17 protein-coding genes and 1 pseudogene are annotated in these 14,905 nt (G+C 65.6%); 9 read left to right on the plus strand and 9 right to left on the minus strand.

The features are described 5' to 3' along the window. Positions 1 to 5: 5 nt before the first annotated feature. From K3M35_RS22990 to K3M35_RS23000, 3 genes are all read right to left on the minus strand, one after another. Complete coding sequence (locus tag K3M35_RS22990; protein ID WP_220667021.1) at positions 6 to 740, minus strand: SDR family NAD(P)-dependent oxidoreductase; 735 nt, start codon at positions 738 to 740, stop codon at positions 6 to 8. Continuing rightward, positions 728 to 1,759: a phosphotransferase family protein gene (locus K3M35_RS22995; protein ID WP_220667022.1), complete on the minus strand. Its 1,032-nt coding sequence runs from the start codon at positions 1,757 to 1,759 to the stop codon at positions 728 to 730. The genes K3M35_RS22990 and K3M35_RS22995 overlap by 13 nt, the downstream gene beginning before the upstream one ends. A 296-nt stretch (positions 1,760 to 2,055) precedes the next feature. Next, on the minus strand, positions 2,056 to 2,811 hold the full coding sequence (locus K3M35_RS23000; RefSeq protein WP_220667023.1) for a FadR/GntR family transcriptional regulator: 756 nt from the start codon (positions 2,809 to 2,811) through the stop codon (positions 2,056 to 2,058). Between the two features lie 292 nt (positions 2,812 to 3,103). Here K3M35_RS23000 and K3M35_RS23005 point away from each other — a divergent pair, with 292 nt between their 5' ends. From K3M35_RS23005 to K3M35_RS23015, 3 genes are all read left to right on the plus strand, one after another. Continuing rightward, positions 3,104 to 4,342: an iron-containing alcohol dehydrogenase gene (locus K3M35_RS23005; RefSeq protein ID WP_220667024.1), complete on the plus strand. Its 1,239-nt coding sequence runs from the start codon at positions 3,104 to 3,106 to the stop codon at positions 4,340 to 4,342. Next, the gene (locus K3M35_RS23010) at positions 4,342 to 5,946 is read left to right on the plus strand and encodes an acyl-CoA synthetase (protein ID WP_220667025.1); all 1,605 of its coding nucleotides are present in this window, start codon (positions 4,342 to 4,344) and stop codon (positions 5,944 to 5,946) included. The genes K3M35_RS23005 and K3M35_RS23010 overlap by 1 nt, the downstream gene beginning before the upstream one ends. A 374-nt stretch (positions 5,947 to 6,320) precedes the next feature. After that, positions 6,321 to 7,298, plus strand: coding sequence for an NADPH:quinone oxidoreductase family protein (locus tag K3M35_RS23015; RefSeq protein ID WP_220667026.1), 978 nt, complete (start codon positions 6,321 to 6,323; stop codon positions 7,296 to 7,298). 7 nt (positions 7,299 to 7,305) lie between these two features. Here the strand turns inward: K3M35_RS23015 and K3M35_RS23020 are convergent. Then, positions 7,306 to 7,559 (minus strand): annotated as a pseudogene (locus tag K3M35_RS23020) (IS5/IS1182 family transposase); the annotation flags it as partial. Positions 7,560 to 7,681: 122 nt separating this feature from the next. Between K3M35_RS23020 and K3M35_RS23025 the strand changes: the two are divergent. Continuing rightward, on the plus strand, positions 7,682 to 8,647 hold the full coding sequence (locus tag K3M35_RS23025; protein WP_220667027.1) for a recombinase family protein: 966 nt from the start codon (positions 7,682 to 7,684) through the stop codon (positions 8,645 to 8,647). Positions 8,648 to 8,947: 300 nt separating this feature from the next. Continuing rightward, positions 8,948 to 9,190: a hypothetical protein gene (locus tag K3M35_RS23030; protein ID WP_220667028.1), complete on the plus strand. Its 243-nt coding sequence runs from the start codon at positions 8,948 to 8,950 to the stop codon at positions 9,188 to 9,190. Positions 9,191 to 9,415: 225 nt separating this feature from the next. Here K3M35_RS23030 and K3M35_RS23035 read toward each other — a convergent pair whose 3' ends face one another. Continuing rightward, a complete protein-coding gene (locus K3M35_RS23035) occupies positions 9,416 to 9,706 on the minus strand; it encodes a hypothetical protein (protein WP_220667029.1) in 291 nt (96 codons plus the stop codon). Between the two features lie 456 nt (positions 9,707 to 10,162). Here K3M35_RS23035 and K3M35_RS23040 point away from each other — a divergent pair, with 456 nt between their 5' ends. The 4 genes from K3M35_RS23040 (at position 10,163) to K3M35_RS23055 (ending at position 12,719) form a co-directional block, all read left to right on the plus strand. After that, on the plus strand, positions 10,163 to 10,393 hold the full coding sequence (locus K3M35_RS23040; protein ID WP_220667030.1) for a hypothetical protein: 231 nt from the start codon (positions 10,163 to 10,165) through the stop codon (positions 10,391 to 10,393). Between the two features lie 63 nt (positions 10,394 to 10,456). Continuing rightward, positions 10,457 to 10,852 carry a hypothetical protein gene (locus K3M35_RS23045; RefSeq protein WP_220667031.1) on the plus strand — a complete coding sequence of 132 codons (396 nt, stop codon included), beginning with the start codon at positions 10,457 to 10,459 and terminating at the stop codon, positions 10,850 to 10,852. 32 nt (positions 10,853 to 10,884) lie between these two features. Further along, positions 10,885 to 11,286 carry a hypothetical protein gene (locus K3M35_RS23050; protein WP_220667032.1) on the plus strand — a complete coding sequence of 134 codons (402 nt, stop codon included), beginning with the start codon at positions 10,885 to 10,887 and terminating at the stop codon, positions 11,284 to 11,286. Positions 11,287 to 11,717: 431 nt separating this feature from the next. Then, entirely contained in the window at positions 11,718 to 12,719 is a 1,002-nt protein-coding gene (locus tag K3M35_RS23055; protein WP_220667033.1) for a DUF4192 domain-containing protein, read from the plus strand. 138 nt (positions 12,720 to 12,857) lie between these two features. On the opposite strand, the gene K3M35_RS23060 is transcribed toward K3M35_RS23055, so the two are convergent. From K3M35_RS23060 to K3M35_RS23075, 4 genes are all read right to left on the minus strand, one after another. Beyond that, positions 12,858 to 13,016, minus strand: a complete 159-nt coding sequence (locus K3M35_RS23060) for a hypothetical protein (protein ID WP_220667034.1) — start codon at positions 13,014 to 13,016, stop codon at positions 12,858 to 12,860. Positions 13,017 to 13,047: 31 nt separating this feature from the next. After that, positions 13,048 to 13,518, minus strand: coding sequence for a hypothetical protein (locus tag K3M35_RS23065; protein ID WP_220667035.1), 471 nt, complete (start codon positions 13,516 to 13,518; stop codon positions 13,048 to 13,050). Between the two features lie 97 nt (positions 13,519 to 13,615). Beyond that, positions 13,616 to 14,185 (minus strand): HNH endonuclease, encoded by a 570-nt coding sequence (locus K3M35_RS23070; RefSeq protein ID WP_220667036.1) that lies wholly within the window; start codon positions 14,183 to 14,185, stop codon positions 13,616 to 13,618. A gap of 10 nt (positions 14,186 to 14,195) precedes the next feature. Beyond that, the gene (locus tag K3M35_RS23075) at positions 14,196 to 14,759 is read right to left on the minus strand and encodes a hypothetical protein (protein ID WP_220667037.1); all 564 of its coding nucleotides are present in this window, start codon (positions 14,757 to 14,759) and stop codon (positions 14,196 to 14,198) included. Positions 14,760 to 14,905 lie beyond the last annotated feature (146 nt).

The raw sequence follows: 14,905 nt of genomic DNA on the forward strand, positions 1-14,905 counted from the left end.
TGTCCTCAGCGAAGGGTTGTGCCACCGTCGACAAGGAGCATCTGGCCGGTGACGTAGGAGGATTGGGAGGAGGCGAGGAACAGGGCTGTAGCTCCCATATCCTCGGGGGTCCCCCACCGGCGGAGGGGGATCGCGGCGAGTGAGGCGGCGTAGACGTCGTCGCGTTCGCGGCTGGGCCGCGTCAGCCGGGTCTCCACAAGTCCGGGAGCGATGCCGTTCACGCGGATTCCGTCGCGGGCCCAGGCATCGGCGAGGGACTTGGTCAGGGTAACCAATGCGCCCTTGCTGGCACTGTAGGCGGGTTGTCCCGGGGTGGCGATGAACGAGGAGGTCGAGCCGACGTTGACGATGGTGCCGCCGGCCTCGGCGAGGTCGCCGTGGAATCGTACGCAGCACCGCATGACGCCGTTGAGGTTCACATCGACCACGCGCGCGAACGTGGCCGGTTCGTACTCGGCCCGGTTGTAGGCAACCGTGCCGACGCTGTTGACCAGGATCTCGACCGGTACACCCGGCGAAAAGCCTGCCACCGCTTCGGGATCGCCGACGTCGAGGCGATGGTAGGTCATGCCGTCGAGGTCGGCCCCGTCGACGTCGGTGTACTCCCCGGCATCGGACCGGGTGCCGGTCACGTGCACGGATGCACCCTGAGCGAGGAACGCGCGGGCAATGCCGTTGCCGATGCCGCTCGAACCGCCGGTTACCAGCACAGTCCGCCCGTCGAGGCCTAGATCGAGCATGCCGCCGCCTCGCGGTGTGCCTGTTCGATCAGTCCCACGGACGCCCGGTGGAACTGCCGACCGGCATCGGCGGGGGCCTCACCGCGGCTCGCCCGCACCGAGGTTCCCTCGAGCAGTACCCCCAGCCGGAACGCCGCCAACACCTTGTACCAGGGCAGCGCCTCGAGGTCCCGGCCGGTTCTTTCTGCGTAGTGCATGATGATCTCCTTCTCGGTGGCCAGTCCGGCAGTCGGTGCGACCGGCATGATTTCGGCGAAGGCGCTGTTGTCTTCGGCGCCGGGCCAACACACCAGAAACTGCGCGAGGTCGAGCAGGGGATCACCGATGGTGACTAGTTCCCAGTCGACAATCGCGGCAACCTCACCGGTGCCGTCCGCCAGCATGATGTTGCCCAGGTGGTAGTCGCCGTGCACGATGCCCGTCGACTCGGATGTCGGTCGATTGGCCTCGAGCCACTGCGCCACCGCCGCGACCCGGTGTTCCGGCAAGCCCGCGTAGTTCGGACCGGGCCGGTAGGAGTCGAGCTGCCACCGCCACCGGGAGACTTGGCGCTCGAGAAAGCTGCCGGGTCGCGCCAGGTCCGCGAGACCGAGTTTCTCGTGGTCCACCGCGGCGAGCACGGCCAGTGCCTCCGCCGCAGCCAGCCCGACACGCCGCATGCCGGAGGGTTCGGCCGCGAATCCGCGCGGCCACCCGGAGGGGGCGACGAAACCATCGACGGCCTCCATCAGGTAGAACGCACTGCCCATCACGGCGGTGTCGGTTTCGGCGGCGATGACGTGCGGGTGCGGCACCGGGGTCGTGCCCAGCGCCGTGAGCACCCGAGCTTCTCGCCGCATCGTGTCGTCACTGTTGGGTCGCTTGACCGGCGGAGGCATCCGCAAGACGTAACGGCGCCCCGCCCGCGAGAAGCTCATCAACACGTTCTGTGTCCCGCCGGTGAGCGACCTCATTTCGGTGACCGGGCCGGCGCCCACGCCGCGCTCGTCCATCCAGCGAGGTAACCAGTCGAAGTGCATTGTTATACAATAGTACATTACTGGAAGTGAGGAAACTCCGAGCCGAAGGAAGTCGTGCGCGGTGAGCATGAGAACGCCAGAACGCACAGGTCGCGGGGGCGGCAATCTCCGTCTGATCGGGGCGAATGGTCCGCAGCGCGATCCGTGGTACGAATCCGGGGGCATGCGAGCGGCCCGGATCGATCGGGCCAGCGGAGGTCCGGACGAGGCGTACGGGCTGCGGGCGCGCCGAAGGTGGGGCCGGTCGGGCCTGGGTGCCGCTGCCGTAGAGATAATCGCCGGCAGAACGGCCGTTCTCAGTCGGAGTGGGGCTTCTGTGGCGACGATGCCTTCACCGGAGTGGCCAGATCGAGCCCGGCCAACTCGAGGCCACGACGGAAGTCGACCAAGTGCTTGCTCATCCACTCCTCGGCGGTGGCCGCGTCACCGTCGCGCACGGCACTGAAGATTCGGCTGTGCGCCTCGAACAATCGACGACCTGGTCCGATTCTGCGAATTACCATCTCATATGCGGGAATCAATAAGTCCGCCAAGGGCTCTCGTGCAAGAAGCAGAGCATGATTACCGGCCGCTTGTGCCACCAGGTCGTGGAATTCGATGTCGGCCGAGACGAGGGCGCTCGGATCGTCGAGACAATCGGCGGTGCGCTGCAGATTCTCTCCGATCCGCGCGATCAGTGCAGCCCCGGCGTGCTCAGCGGCCAGTTTGGCGGCGAGCGGTTCCAAGGTGGAGTTGACCTCCCATAGCTCCCGATACGAGATGCCGTGCAGCACGATTGCCTCGTGCATCGCATTGGTGGTGACTTTCGCGTCGGGTGCAGTGATTGCCATCCGCCGACGGGGGCCCCGGGCGAGCAACCCGGAACTTTCGAGTGCGCGCAAGGCTTCGCGAACCGTCGGTCGCGTGACGCCGAGCTGCTCGGCCAGGTCGTGCTCCGGAGGAAGCAGTGATCCCGGGGCGAGGGTGCCGTCGAGGATCTTGGCCCGAATCGCCAGCTCGGCCGTCCGGTAGGCAGGTGGCCTCTTGAGTTCTTCGAACACGGCGCGTGGCATGTCGTCCCCTCCTCTTTGTCACACAAGATTACCTTTTCGGCGTATGGCATACGAGGGGCGCAGCGCCACCCGGCACGCCATCGCATTCATTCCACAGCCAATGTCTACCGGTGTGCAAATCCACACTTTAGTAGTATTGTATGACAATGCTTGACTGCTGCGCGAGGACAACTCCGCGTGCTAGAACCCCGGTCGGCGCAAGACGCGATTCGCTGGAAGCAGTCACCCGCAGGTGTCGGAAGGAGAAGCTGATGATTACGCGACGAGGGGCATTCCGCGTCGAGGGGATCGCATGACGGCCGAGGCTCAGACGTCGTCGAGGCAGCGAACCGGGTCGAGCGCGTATGAGTTCCTGCAGATCGACCGGGTGCGCTGGGCGAACCCGACTCATGGCGAGCCCCTCGCCGAGATGGTCGGCACCGAACTCGGCCGGCGATCGGCGCAGCGACCGCTCATCGTGACCTCCCGCAGTCTCAGGCGGGTCAGCCCCGTCATCGACGAATTGGTCGAGGCGCTGGGCGGGCGTTCGGCGGTCCGAGTGTTCGACGGTACCGAGCCGCACGTACCCCGACCTACGGTCCTCGCTTGCGTCGACGCGATTCGCGAGGCCGACGCCGACGTGGTGGTCACCGTCGGCGGTGGGACTCCCATCGACACGGTGAAAACAGCGCTGCTCGCACTCAGTGCCGGGATCGTCGATGACGCGGGCTTCGATCGTTACGCGGTGCGTACCGAGGCCGACGGCACACGCATCGTGCCGAGCTCGCCACCGCCGGCGCTACGGCAGATCGTGGTACCGACGACGTTGTCCGGGGCCGAGTTCAGCGATCTGGCCGGCTGCGTCGACCCGGCCACGCGGGTCAAGCAGCTGTTCACAGCCCCCTACATCGGAAGCGCCGCCGTGGTGCTCGATCCGGCTCTCACCGTGGCAACACCGGACGAGCTGTGGTTCTCCACCGGTATCCGCGCACTCGACCACGCGGTCGAATCGCTGTGCTCGACGGCGCCGAATCCGTTCACCGATGCCACAGCCGTGCACGCGGTGCAGATGCTCGCCCGCTCGCTGCGGCGCACCACACAGGTGCGCGACGATCTCGCCGCCCGACTCGAAAGCCAGCAGGCGGTGTGGTTGGCCTGCACGGGCCTCAACCGGGTCCCCTGGGGTGGCAGTCACGGCATCGCCCATCAGATCGGTGCGGTGGCGGCAGTTCCCCATGGATTCTGCTCCTGCATCATGCTTCCGCATGTAATGGCCTACAACGAGATAGCGACCACACAGCAGCAACACCAGCTTCGTGCCGTGCTCGGCGCCGAACTCGGCGACGCAACAGGTGCAGAGCTTTCCGCCGCTGAACTCGTTGCGCGGTTGGTAGCGGACCTCGGACTTCCCTCCCGCCTGCGCGACGTGGGTGTCAGCCGTGCTCAACTGCCACAGATCGCCGAATTGAGTGTGTCGAACATGTTCGTACGCCAAAACCCTCGGCCCCTGGACAGCGCAACTATTCTCGGCCTTCTCGAGGGGGCATTCTGATGAGCAAACTGCAGCAGCGTAGCTACCCGTCGATCTACCAATCCTTCTCGCTCAAGGTGCCGCCCCAGTTCAACTTCGGTACCGACGTCGTCGACCGCTGGGCCGAGGATCCCGACCGGCAAGCGCTGATCACCGTCGACGCGCACGGACACGAGCGCCGATACAGCTACCGCGATATTTCCCGGGCCTCGAACCGAGTCGCCGGCCTGCTGCGTGATCTCGGGGTCACCCAAGGCGACCGGGTGCTCGTCATGCTGCCCCGCATCGCCGAGTGGCAGATCGCGATCGTGGCGTGTCTCAAGCTGGGTGCAGTGGCGATCCCGTGCGTGACCATGCTCACCGCACACGACCTCGAATACCGCATCACCCATGCCGGCGTCCGCGCGGTCATCACCACGACCGAGCAGACCGGCAAGTTCGACGGCCTCGACATCGACGTACCGATCGCCGTGGGCGACGCACCACCGGGATGGACCCCCCTGGCTGCGGCGGACCGTGGAGACGAGCGCTTCGCCGCGGCGATCGTCGCAGCGGAGGACCCGGCCATCCTCTACTACACCTCCGGCTCGACCGGCATGCCCAAGGGCGTAACCCATGCCTCCCGCGCGTTGTACGCCTGGCGCACCTCGGCCGAGTATTGGCTCTCGCTCGATGAGGGCGACATCATGTGGTGCACCGCAGATACCGGGTGGTCGAAAGCCGGAACCAGCATCCTCTTCGGCCCGTGGAGCCGTGGCGCGACGGTGGTGTTCTACGACGGTCCTTTCGATCCCGAGGGTCGGCTCGATCTGCTCGAGCGGTACCGCGTCAACGTCTTCTGCGCGGCCGCCACCGAATTCCGCCAGCTCGTGCACCTGGACACCGGATCGCGAGACTTCAGTGCCTTGCGCCTGTCCGTCTCGGCGGGCGAATCCGTGAACCCGGACATCGTGGTGCGCTGGCAGGAACTCACCGGGTCGTTGCTACTGGACGGCTACGGCCAAACCGAGACCCTCATGACCGTGGTCAACTATCCGTTCCTACAGGTCAAGCCGGGATCGATGGGAAAACCGCTACCCGGAGTGGTGATGGGGGTCCGTACCGACACGGGCATCGGTATAGCCGGGCCGCTGAGCGGGGAACTGGTATTGCAGGCACCGAACCCACAATTGATGCTCGGCTATTGGAACGATCCGGACCGCACGGCAGCGAGTTTCGAACGCCACGACGGCGCGTTGTGGTTTCGTACCGGGGACCTGGTGACCATCGACGAAGAGGGGTACTTCACCTTCCAAGGGCGAGATGACGATGTGATCAACTCTTCCGGCTACCGGATCGGTCCGCAGGAAGTCGAGAACGCCTTGATCGAGCATCCCGCCGTCGCGGAGGCCGCGGTCGTCGGCGTCCCTGATACGTTGCGCGGTGAAGTCGTGAAAGCATTCGTAGTACTGCGTGCCGGACACGAGCCATCCGACGCTCTCGCCGCAATGTTGCAGCAGCACACCAAAGAACACACCGCGCCATACAAGTATCCGCGAGTCATCGAGTTCCTCGACGAACTACCGAAGACGGCCACCGGCAAGATCAGACGTAACTCGCTGCGCGACCGATCCTCCGGCAACTGAAGGGCAAACCCCACCCGCGAGGTCGCGGACCCACCAAGCTATCTCCGGCACGGTTCGGAAATGAGATCTGCTGGTACGAAGAACCCAGCGCAGAGTTTTTCTCCGGTGACGAACTCGCCGAGTGACTCGGAGCGATTCGACACCCCACGGGACACCCCCGGTACTCGACCGAATCCACGCCGCCCGCGATTCCGGTCCATGCTCCACGTTCGCGACTATCGCGGAGGAATCGGCCAGGTCAGCCGGACGGACGGAGAGTGCCATATCCATGCTCGTTGCCGACAGCCAGGATCGGCATCGATCTACCTCGCGGATGCCACACAGGACCACTGACAGGCCTCGGACATCATTCGAGACGGCACCAGGAGAGAAGAATGCAGGCATTTCAACTGAATGACTACACCGGCCCGAACGGACTCGTTCTCGCCGACATCGACACACCGCGCCCGAGCGAAGACGAAATCCTACTCCGTGTGAGCGCCGTGGGAATCAACTTTCCCGACCTGTTGATGACGAAGGGCCAATACCAGAACAAGCCCACACTCCCGGTGGTTCCCGGCTGCGAAGTGGCAGGCACGATCATCAGCGCACCGGCCAATTCGGATTGGCAGCCCGGCGACCGGGCCGCAGCCTTCGTCTGGCAAGGCGGATTCGCCGAGCAGGTCGCAGTACCGCTCAACTCCATTGTTCCGATCCCCGACTCGATCGACTTCGAATCCGCCGCCGCGATGGTCGTCAACTATCACACGGTGCATTTCGCCCTGGCCCGGCGCGGCGGTGTGCGCCCGGGGGAAACGGTGCTGGTCTTGGGCGCCGCAGGCGGAATCGGCACCGCAGCAGTCCAAGTCGCGAAGGGGCTCGGTGCACAAGTCATCGCCGGCGTCCGAACATTCGGTCAGGCAGATATCGCAACCGCGGCCGGGGCCCCCGAAACCATTATTTTGCAAGAGGGATTCGCCGAAACCGTCCGGGAGATGACAGGCGGGCGTGGTGTCGATGTCGTCCTCGACCCGCTCGGTGATTGGCTCTTCGACGAGGCGGTCCGCACGCTCGCTCCCGAAGGTCGACTTCTTGTCGTGGGCTTCGCCGCGGGCACGATCCCCCAGCTGAAGGTCAACCGCCTGCTACTCCGCAATATCAGCGTCGTCGGGGTCGCGTTCGGGGCATTTCTGGCACTCGACCACAAGCTCATGACACAGCAAGCAGCCTCGCTCGAGCAGATGGTTGCCGAGGGCGACATCAACCCTCAGATTGGTGCGCGATTCGGATTCGAAGAGTTGCCTCGAGCCCTCCACCGCCTCGACAAGGGTGAAATCAAGGGCAAGGCAGTCGTCGTCCCCCGCTGGACTTGAGTGCACCGACCACCCAGCGTCTTCCGGCCTGGATCGGCGCCGGTACCCCCTTGCGGGCAATCTCGTAGTCATAGCCCAACTCCTCGAGCAACGCCCTCGTCTTTGCCGAGTCGTAGCCACGATCGAGAGGCACACACGGCTGCTGCGGCAACGGCCCGACCATGTCCGGGACTGCCCGCAAAGTCGGTTCAAGCGACGGCGAATCGTGCCGGTCGACACCAATACCAACGGAATGCCGCCGCCGTCGCACACCGGCCGTCTGTCGAAAATCGACCGATTCTCGACACGCCGGTCGAAACAGCAAAACCGCAGTTGCAACCCTGTCGATAACCCGTGTCGTGAATCAATGTCGGATAACTTTCCTGGTTGGGTATTGTCGACACATGTTGATCGGGTATGCGCGGGTGTCCACGGCGGAACAGAACCCGGACCACCAAGTTGATGCACTGCGCCACGCTGGGGTTGCATCGGAGAACATTCACGTCGACCGTGCGTCCGGCGCGAAAGCCTCACGCCCGCAGTTGGACCTGGTGCTGGCGTTGCTGCGCGAGGGCGATCAGCTGGTCATCACACGGCTCGACCGCTTGGGTCGGTCAGTGCTGCACCTGATCACCCTCGGCGCCCAACTGCGCGAACGCGGGGTGGGGCTCAAGGTGCTCGAGCAGGGCATCGACACCGCCACCGCCGAGGGCCGGGCGATGTTCGGGATGCTCTCGGTGCTCGCCGAGCTGCAGCGGGAGATCACCGTCGCGAACACCCGCGACGGGCTCGCCGCCGCCCGGGCCCGCGGCCGCAAGGGCGGGCGCCCGCCGAAGCTCACCGGCGAGCAGATCGCGCTGGCCCAACGCCTCTACGATGCCGGCGAGCACACCGTCGCCCAGATCGCCGGCCTGCTCGGCGTCCGGCGCACCACGCTCTACGGGCACCTCAACAAACCCGCCAAACCGGCTGCAACGAGACATGATTCGACACCGAATCCCGCAGAATCCGCCCCTGACCGTGAGCCCGTTCCGGCGCCGCCGCGATCGTCGCGCGCCTGCCCGGTCTGTGGGCACGAGCCCACGACTCGGGTCGAGGCGGCCCACCAGCGTGCCGACCTCGCCGCCGTCTGGCTGGTCTCGGATCCGGCACACCGCGGCCGGCTGGTCGCCGAACACCACTGCCGCCAATGCGAACCCGACGGCCCCACCGCCGACATCGCATGCGAGGTGTGCGGTGACGGACCACTGCTCACCGGGAAACTGGCCCAGCAGGTCGGCACGGGAAACCTGCCGCAGCCAGTCAAACAGTGGCTCACCGACAACGGATGGACAACCGAGCCCAAACTCAGCTGCCCCGACCACCCCTGAGATCGGCTCCACACCTCACGACTTGACCAGGGCATTCAGGCCAAATCCGCCCGAAAGTCGGCGAAAACTACCGGGACCCCGTCAGCGCCGCCGGCCCGCCCGGCGTCCCCGACGCCCGCTGCTTCGAGGTCATTACCCCGTACTCCGAAGGGGCGAGCTGTGCACTGCTCTACGACACCTACGTCACCGAGATCCGCACCAAGACCCTGCAAGGCGCCCACCAGGCGACCTCGGCGCAGTACCTGATCTTCCAGGCCACCGACACCGACTGACCTGCGACAGAACAGGACTCAACCAGCCATGACACGCACCGGCCCCGACCTGACCGCCCCGCACGAGGTGGACTTCCAGCACATCCCCACCGGGGGATTCTTCGCCGAATGCACCCAGCCGAACCGGACCGTTGCCGAAGCCTTCGCCCTCGACAAACTCATCGGCCTCGGTGAAGACCCCGCCGAGGCCGGCGAGGCGGTCAAGCTGGCCGGCTACACCGCCGCCGACGCCCGCACCTACGCCGTCCGCATCTACCCCACCCGCACGTAGATGCCGGGGCGAGGAGAGGAGGCCGCTACTCCCTCGAACCCGGTGACCCACCAGGTCACCGGGTCCGGGCCGAGAACCCTCATCGAGCTCCCGAGCCGAGGCTTGAGAAGTAGCGGCCCCCCCGATCCGCTGAACCGGACTGTAGCGCACACGTTCCCTGCTCAGAACCATCCCGGCACCGCGAAGCAACCTGCCGCGCCGTCGGCTGAACACGGAATCTGTCTGTTAGAGAGCGTTTCTCGACCGCAACTCTTCGATTCGTTCCATACCGAACAACCCGCGAACCAGCGCTCCGGTCCACTCCCGTCCGCCCCAGGCCCGCGCAGTGTCCAACTCGCCGTCGGTGATCCCCGCATCGGCCTTGATTGCCGAGATGATGTCATCGATGTATTCGCAGGTGTCAGCGTTCTCGCCGTCCAAACTATCACCAGAAACATCGGACGCCAAGAACTTTCGGACAGACTCCAGAATCAGAATGCCATCAACGGCCGAATGAGAACCCACGGTAGTTGCCATAAGACGACCGTACCGACTGTCTTTATTGACTCGAGGTAACCGACCAACCAGCCAGCCCTCGACAGTAGTTCCTTTCGGTTCCGACGCGCCTCATCGTGAAAGATGGCGGGCACCACCGACCACGATCACGAAGGGTGGACTTCGGTGTTGCCGGGCCACCTCCGCTGCGCTGCGGTGTCCACCGAGTCGAGCTCCGCTGCGCTCCGCCCTGCAAAGAGCTTTTTCTTGCCCTTTCTGGCCTTCCGATTGTGACCGGCCGGCCGCTGCGCGCAACCTGTTCGCGCTGTCGCGGCCTCCGGCTCGGAAACTTCCTCCCCCGCTGCGCTCCTCCGGAACTTTCCGCCGCCCAGGTTGCACTCCACGGCCTTATCGCCGGTCGAAATCTCCATGCCAGAAAGGGCAAAGAAACGGTGGCCCCGAGGCCGCCGGTTCTCACTTCGAGCATGGGGAGTTGCGATGAGCACGCAGCACACGCTTCACGGAATCGACCACCACACCGACACCATCATGCGCCGCGCCGAATCCCTCGGCGACGACTTCGCGGCCGTGATCGGCAACGTCTCCACCGGTCCGAACATCTCGGATCTGCTGCGCCGCTACTCGCAGCTGCTGCGTGACGCCGAAGCGGCGGGTGTGCCGACCTCGCGTATCGAAGCGGTCATCGACGCCGCCACCGACCACGCCTGACCCCATCGTCGGCCGGGGCCGCGAGATGGACCCGGCCGACCACCTATCGCCAGGAGGAACAACATGGACGCACCGAGCTTGTGGGCGACGTGCATCCTTCCCGGATGCCGACAGCCCATCGCCGACGAGCTGGACGTGTGCACGACCTGCCGCACCGCTTTCGGCGACTATCTACACGAGACCGACCGGCCCCCGAGCTATACCGTCGCCGACCTCGAAGAGCGCGACGCCGGAATCCGGAACGCCTACCGCTCGCTCTACGGCCAACGTATCGAACCCGAACAGATCGACACCGACTCGGACAAGTACCGCCGGGCAGTCACGCTCGCCACCACCGTCGCGCAACAGATGGGCCAGGAGGAAAAGGCGAACCAAACCTGCTGGCTGTGCGAGGAACGCCGGATGTGCATCCGTAGGCCCGGCGGCTGGGAATGCCGCGACTGCCGCCAGATCCAGTGACCCGCCACTACACCACCTGAAAGGGCACCACCATGACCTGCACCATCGTCTACAGCGACACCCCAAGAATCGACCTGTTCGCCTGCGACCTACGCAGCGAACGCATCCAGGTGCCGTTCACCGAGGGGCACCGCACCGCCCTGAAAGAGGTGGCGTCGAGTCTGGCCGGAGTCGAGCACATCGACTCCACCGAACTCGACGCCTGCCTCGAGATGTGGACCGACCTCAAGGACGGGCTGCTGATCTGGGATGCCGGAGTCGGCACACTGCGCTTCGCCGCCGTGCACGGCATCGACGGCCTGTACGTCGAAGTGCTCACCGGCACCCGGGACGCGACCACGCTGACCGTGCAGGCGCACTGGCCCATCGACTTCGACGTCCTCCACTGCACCGCCCGGACCATCTGGCACCTGATCGGCCTGTTCTCGACCTGATACGAGAAGGCTCGAACCGGGGCGAAGTTAGCGCCCCGGTTCGAGCCGACGCCAGACTACCGACTCGCCTACTTCCCCGGATCGGCCGGCCGCGAAGCCCTCTCCGAACGGAGCCGCTGCGCCGCTGTCACCGCGGGCCACCTTCGGTGTCCACCGAATCGAACGGCGCTGACGCGCCGCACTGCGCACAAACCCTAGAAGGTGCCCTTCTGGCCATCCGATTTTGACCTGCGGTCCGCTTCGCGCAACCCCCGGCGCTGCGCGGCCTAACGGCCCGGAAAATTCTTTCCCCCGCTTCGCTCCTCGAAAGATTTTTCCGTCCGGGGGTTGCACTCCCGCGGCCCTGTGCAGGTCGTCATCTCCTTGCCAGAAGGGCACCAAGAACAGGCGGGCCGAGCAGGTCCGCCCCTGACATTCAAGGAGGAGTGGTCATGTCCGACCGCATCCAGATCACGGGCATCGGCAATCTGATCGCTGCCGTGCCGAACATCCTCGGATTCACCCCCGAGCTGTCCACCCTGCTGCTGTTCTTCAGCGGTGATCGTCTCGTGTGGGCCGCCCGCCATGACTTCGGCACCGGCCCGCTGGCCGCGGCGGCCGATGCGCTCACCAAGACCGGCGAGGCCGATTCCGTCATCGTCGTCATCGTGGCCGACGAGACGCCGTTCGCCGACGTGATCGTCGAAGGCGAACAGACGAAGGCCGCGCTGCTCGAACTGGGCATCGGCGTCAGCGGGATCTACTACACCGCGCGCATCGACGGCGGCGAGGAGTGGACCGAGGTGGATTCCTTCCAGTGCGGCACCATTCCCGCCCCGAACGCCACCGAGGTGGCCGCCGCCTACGCCGTCCTCGGCAAGAGCGTGGCAGGCAGCCGCGCCGAAATCGAAGCACGGTTCCGCCGCGAGGGAACGGTCACCCCCCGCGACCGCACCGCCGCCCGCGCAGCCAAGGACGAGCTCGGCGAGAACTTCGCCCGCACGGTTCTCGCCGAGCTGGCCGAGGTGGTGCGCACCCGCACCGCACCGCAGCCTGCACTCGCAGCGCGAACCGGACTCGTTCTCGTCACCGACATCACCGCCCGCGATGCGATGCTCGGACTCGCGGTGATCGACCACGGTGTCGCGGCCGAGACGATGGCAGCGATCGCCTGCCAGCTGCACACCGCCGAGCGAGTGTCCGCGTTGACCGTGGCCGGATACTTCGCCTACGCCAACTGCCAGGGCGTCGAAGCCGGGTGCGCCTTCCACGCCGCCCGCGAGGAAGCCACCCGATTCCCGCTGTGCGACACGAAGTTCCTCGGACTGCTCGAGGACGCACTCGCCCAGGCGCTGCACCCGTCGAAGATTCGCAAGCTCGCAGGCACCGGCGCCCGCCTCGCCCGCGAGAACTTCGGGATCGAGCTTCCTGTACCCAGCGACGAGTGGATCTGACACCGCCCGAAACGACGAGGCCCCCGGAATCCGTAGTTCCGGGGGCCTTGCCCGTTGCGCAGGAGTGTCGGTCAGGCATCGAGCCTGACCGACACTTGCGCACGTCTTACACCGAACAGCATAGTGCCGCCCGCACCGCTACAGCGCATCGCCGAGCGACTCGTCCGGGAAGGTGATATCGACCGGCCGGGGCTGCCGCCGAGACAGCGGCACCTGCTCACCGGTGACGATTGCTTCGAGATCATCCTCGCTCGGACGGATCGTGTGCTTGATCGCGTCGTACAACTGCTTTTCCACGTGTGACCGTTCCACCATGGTTATCTCTCGCCTACCCCGCAGCCGACCCAGGAATCCGAGCCTCGGTGCGTGGTGGGGGTAGCACCGGGACGCCGGTGGTACCCGGCCACACGGCGACCATGCGAGTGCTGGCTTCATGCAGAGCGTTGAGTTCGTCGACGACCAAGCGCAGGAACTCGGCCGGCTGCTGCACCGGATCGGGCAACGGCGGGTAGCGGTCGTCGTCCTCGAGGGGATCCAGTGACGGATTCCCCGGATGGGGGATGTCCACTTTCGCGGCCCGTGAGAGATACACCTCGCCGGTGACGTTGTACCCGACCACGAACTCGTAGTCCTCGATCCCCACGGTGAAGATCAGCTCGCCCCACACGGCGCGGTCCCACGTGATGGCCTCAGCTTCAATGGCGTCCTGCACCAGCCAGTGTCCGGTCGAAATGCCGGGATGCGGGGTCAGGCGATCGAGGTGCTCGGTGTGCAAGGTCAGCAGTGGCGGTGTGGTCATCTATCGATCCTCTCGCGGGTCGGGCGAACCGTAACCGCCTGCACTGACACGACAAGCGGAGATGTCAACGGCGGCGTACCGCTCATGTCGGTCATGGTCAGAACAACGTGCCTTGCCAGTCACCGGGGTTGGTCTTGGCCTGAAAAAGTGCGTCCTCGTCATAGCCGTTACACAACGCTTCACGGATCGCGAGGGACCGCTCATAGCGTGAGCGGCCCTGCCCATCGAGCAACGCGTGACCGGACAGGCGGCCGAGAGCGATCGCGTAGCGCACGTTCTCGCTGTGCGTGGACTCCACCAGATGCCCCGGCCCGACACGCACGCACAGCGGCTCGTTGCACTTGTGCTCGCACACCACATCCGGTGTCAGCGGACCGTGCACCAGCTCCACCGAGAAGCGATGCGCGAGCATCGTGCGTTGCCGGTTCTTGCGTTGGAAGTTGAACCGTCCGTATCCATCGGGCGCGCTGATCGCGCCGATCCAGTACCAACACGTCGGGGACTTGACGACTTTCGACCAGAACGCCGCGATGTTCGTCTTCGACGGCCGCAGCGAGTTGTCCACCACCCGAACCCGCCGCGGCCGATCCTCCAACTCCCCGGCGGCGAACTCGACGTCGAGATCCGGAAACCCGATGTCGAGCGCGGGCTCCACATCGTCACTCACGGCTGACGCATCACGACGCCGCAGACACCGTCTGCGTCTCGTCCGGCTTGTCCTCGGACACCGGTGCAGCCGACTCGGTGATATCGGCGACACCGAGATCCGCCTTGGCTTGCATGATGAGCGTCTTCGCCTCGCGGGCGCTCACGCCGAGCAGTGGTGCCAGCTCCGACGCCGACGCGCTGCGACTGAACGTCACGAGCGCTTCGGCGTACTCGCGCAGCAGTGCGGATTCCTGCTCGCGTTCCTGCGGAGTCAACGTCTCCGTGCCGGCTTCCATCTCCCGCTCGATCTCGGCGATCTTCGCCGCGTACTGCTCTTGGATCTTCTTGATGCGACGATCCCGGGTCTGCTCGAGCCGTTCGATCTTCTTCAGCGGAGCCTGTGCCCGCGAAGCGACCGTTGCTTCGAGCTTGGACAGCTTGTCCGTCGCGTCGTGGATGGGGCCGGCCAACGCTTCGAGTTCCGCCTGACGGGCGAGCAGTCGCTCCCGTTGGCGGCGGGCGTTTTCCCGAACGTTCGGCGTCGTGTGCGGACGAAGTGAGCGGCGAGATGCCGATTGCGAAGTCGAGGCCATAGGCCGAAAGTGTAGCGGCTCGCGCCCGTCGCGGGGAGACCGACGACCGGAACCGAAGACACTCGACTGGCGTCCAGACCCGATCACTCACCGACAAACCATGACGCTCACGTGCCTAACACACGCAGCTCCGCTGCTCTGACAGG

Source organism: Rhodococcus sp. DMU2021, assembly GCF_019641445.1.
Lineage (GTDB): Bacteria > Actinomycetota > Actinomycetes > Mycobacteriales > Mycobacteriaceae > Rhodococcus > Rhodococcus pyridinivorans.

Excerpts from the sequence above, each read along its gene's own strand:
- K3M35_RS22990 (WP_220667021.1), bottom strand. The coding sequence starts at position 740 with ATGCTCGATCTAGGCCTCGACGGGCGGACTGTGCTGGTAACCGGCGGT.
- K3M35_RS22995 (WP_220667022.1), bottom strand. The coding sequence starts at position 1,759 with ATGCACTTCGACTGGTTACCTCGCTGGATGGACGAGCGCGGCGTGGGC.
- K3M35_RS23000 (WP_220667023.1), bottom strand. The coding sequence starts at position 2,811 with ATGCCACGCGCCGTGTTCGAAGAACTCAAGAGGCCACCTGCCTACCGG.
- K3M35_RS23005 (WP_220667024.1), top strand. The coding sequence starts at position 3,104 with ATGACGGCCGAGGCTCAGACGTCGTCGAGGCAGCGAACCGGGTCGAGC.
- K3M35_RS23010 (WP_220667025.1), top strand. The coding sequence starts at position 4,342 with ATGAGCAAACTGCAGCAGCGTAGCTACCCGTCGATCTACCAATCCTTC.
- K3M35_RS23015 (WP_220667026.1), top strand. The coding sequence starts at position 6,321 with ATGCAGGCATTTCAACTGAATGACTACACCGGCCCGAACGGACTCGTT.
- K3M35_RS23025 (WP_220667027.1), top strand. The coding sequence starts at position 7,682 with ATGTTGATCGGGTATGCGCGGGTGTCCACGGCGGAACAGAACCCGGAC.
- K3M35_RS23030 (WP_220667028.1), top strand. The coding sequence starts at position 8,948 with ATGACACGCACCGGCCCCGACCTGACCGCCCCGCACGAGGTGGACTTC.
- K3M35_RS23035 (WP_220667029.1), bottom strand. The coding sequence starts at position 9,706 with ATGGCAACTACCGTGGGTTCTCATTCGGCCGTTGATGGCATTCTGATT.
- K3M35_RS23040 (WP_220667030.1), top strand. The coding sequence starts at position 10,163 with ATGAGCACGCAGCACACGCTTCACGGAATCGACCACCACACCGACACC.
- K3M35_RS23045 (WP_220667031.1), top strand. The coding sequence starts at position 10,457 with ATGGACGCACCGAGCTTGTGGGCGACGTGCATCCTTCCCGGATGCCGA.
- K3M35_RS23050 (WP_220667032.1), top strand. The coding sequence starts at position 10,885 with ATGACCTGCACCATCGTCTACAGCGACACCCCAAGAATCGACCTGTTC.
- K3M35_RS23055 (WP_220667033.1), top strand. The coding sequence starts at position 11,718 with ATGTCCGACCGCATCCAGATCACGGGCATCGGCAATCTGATCGCTGCC.
- K3M35_RS23065 (WP_220667035.1), bottom strand. The coding sequence starts at position 13,518 with ATGACCACACCGCCACTGCTGACCTTGCACACCGAGCACCTCGATCGC.
- K3M35_RS23075 (WP_220667037.1), bottom strand. The coding sequence starts at position 14,759 with ATGGCCTCGACTTCGCAATCGGCATCTCGCCGCTCACTTCGTCCGCAC.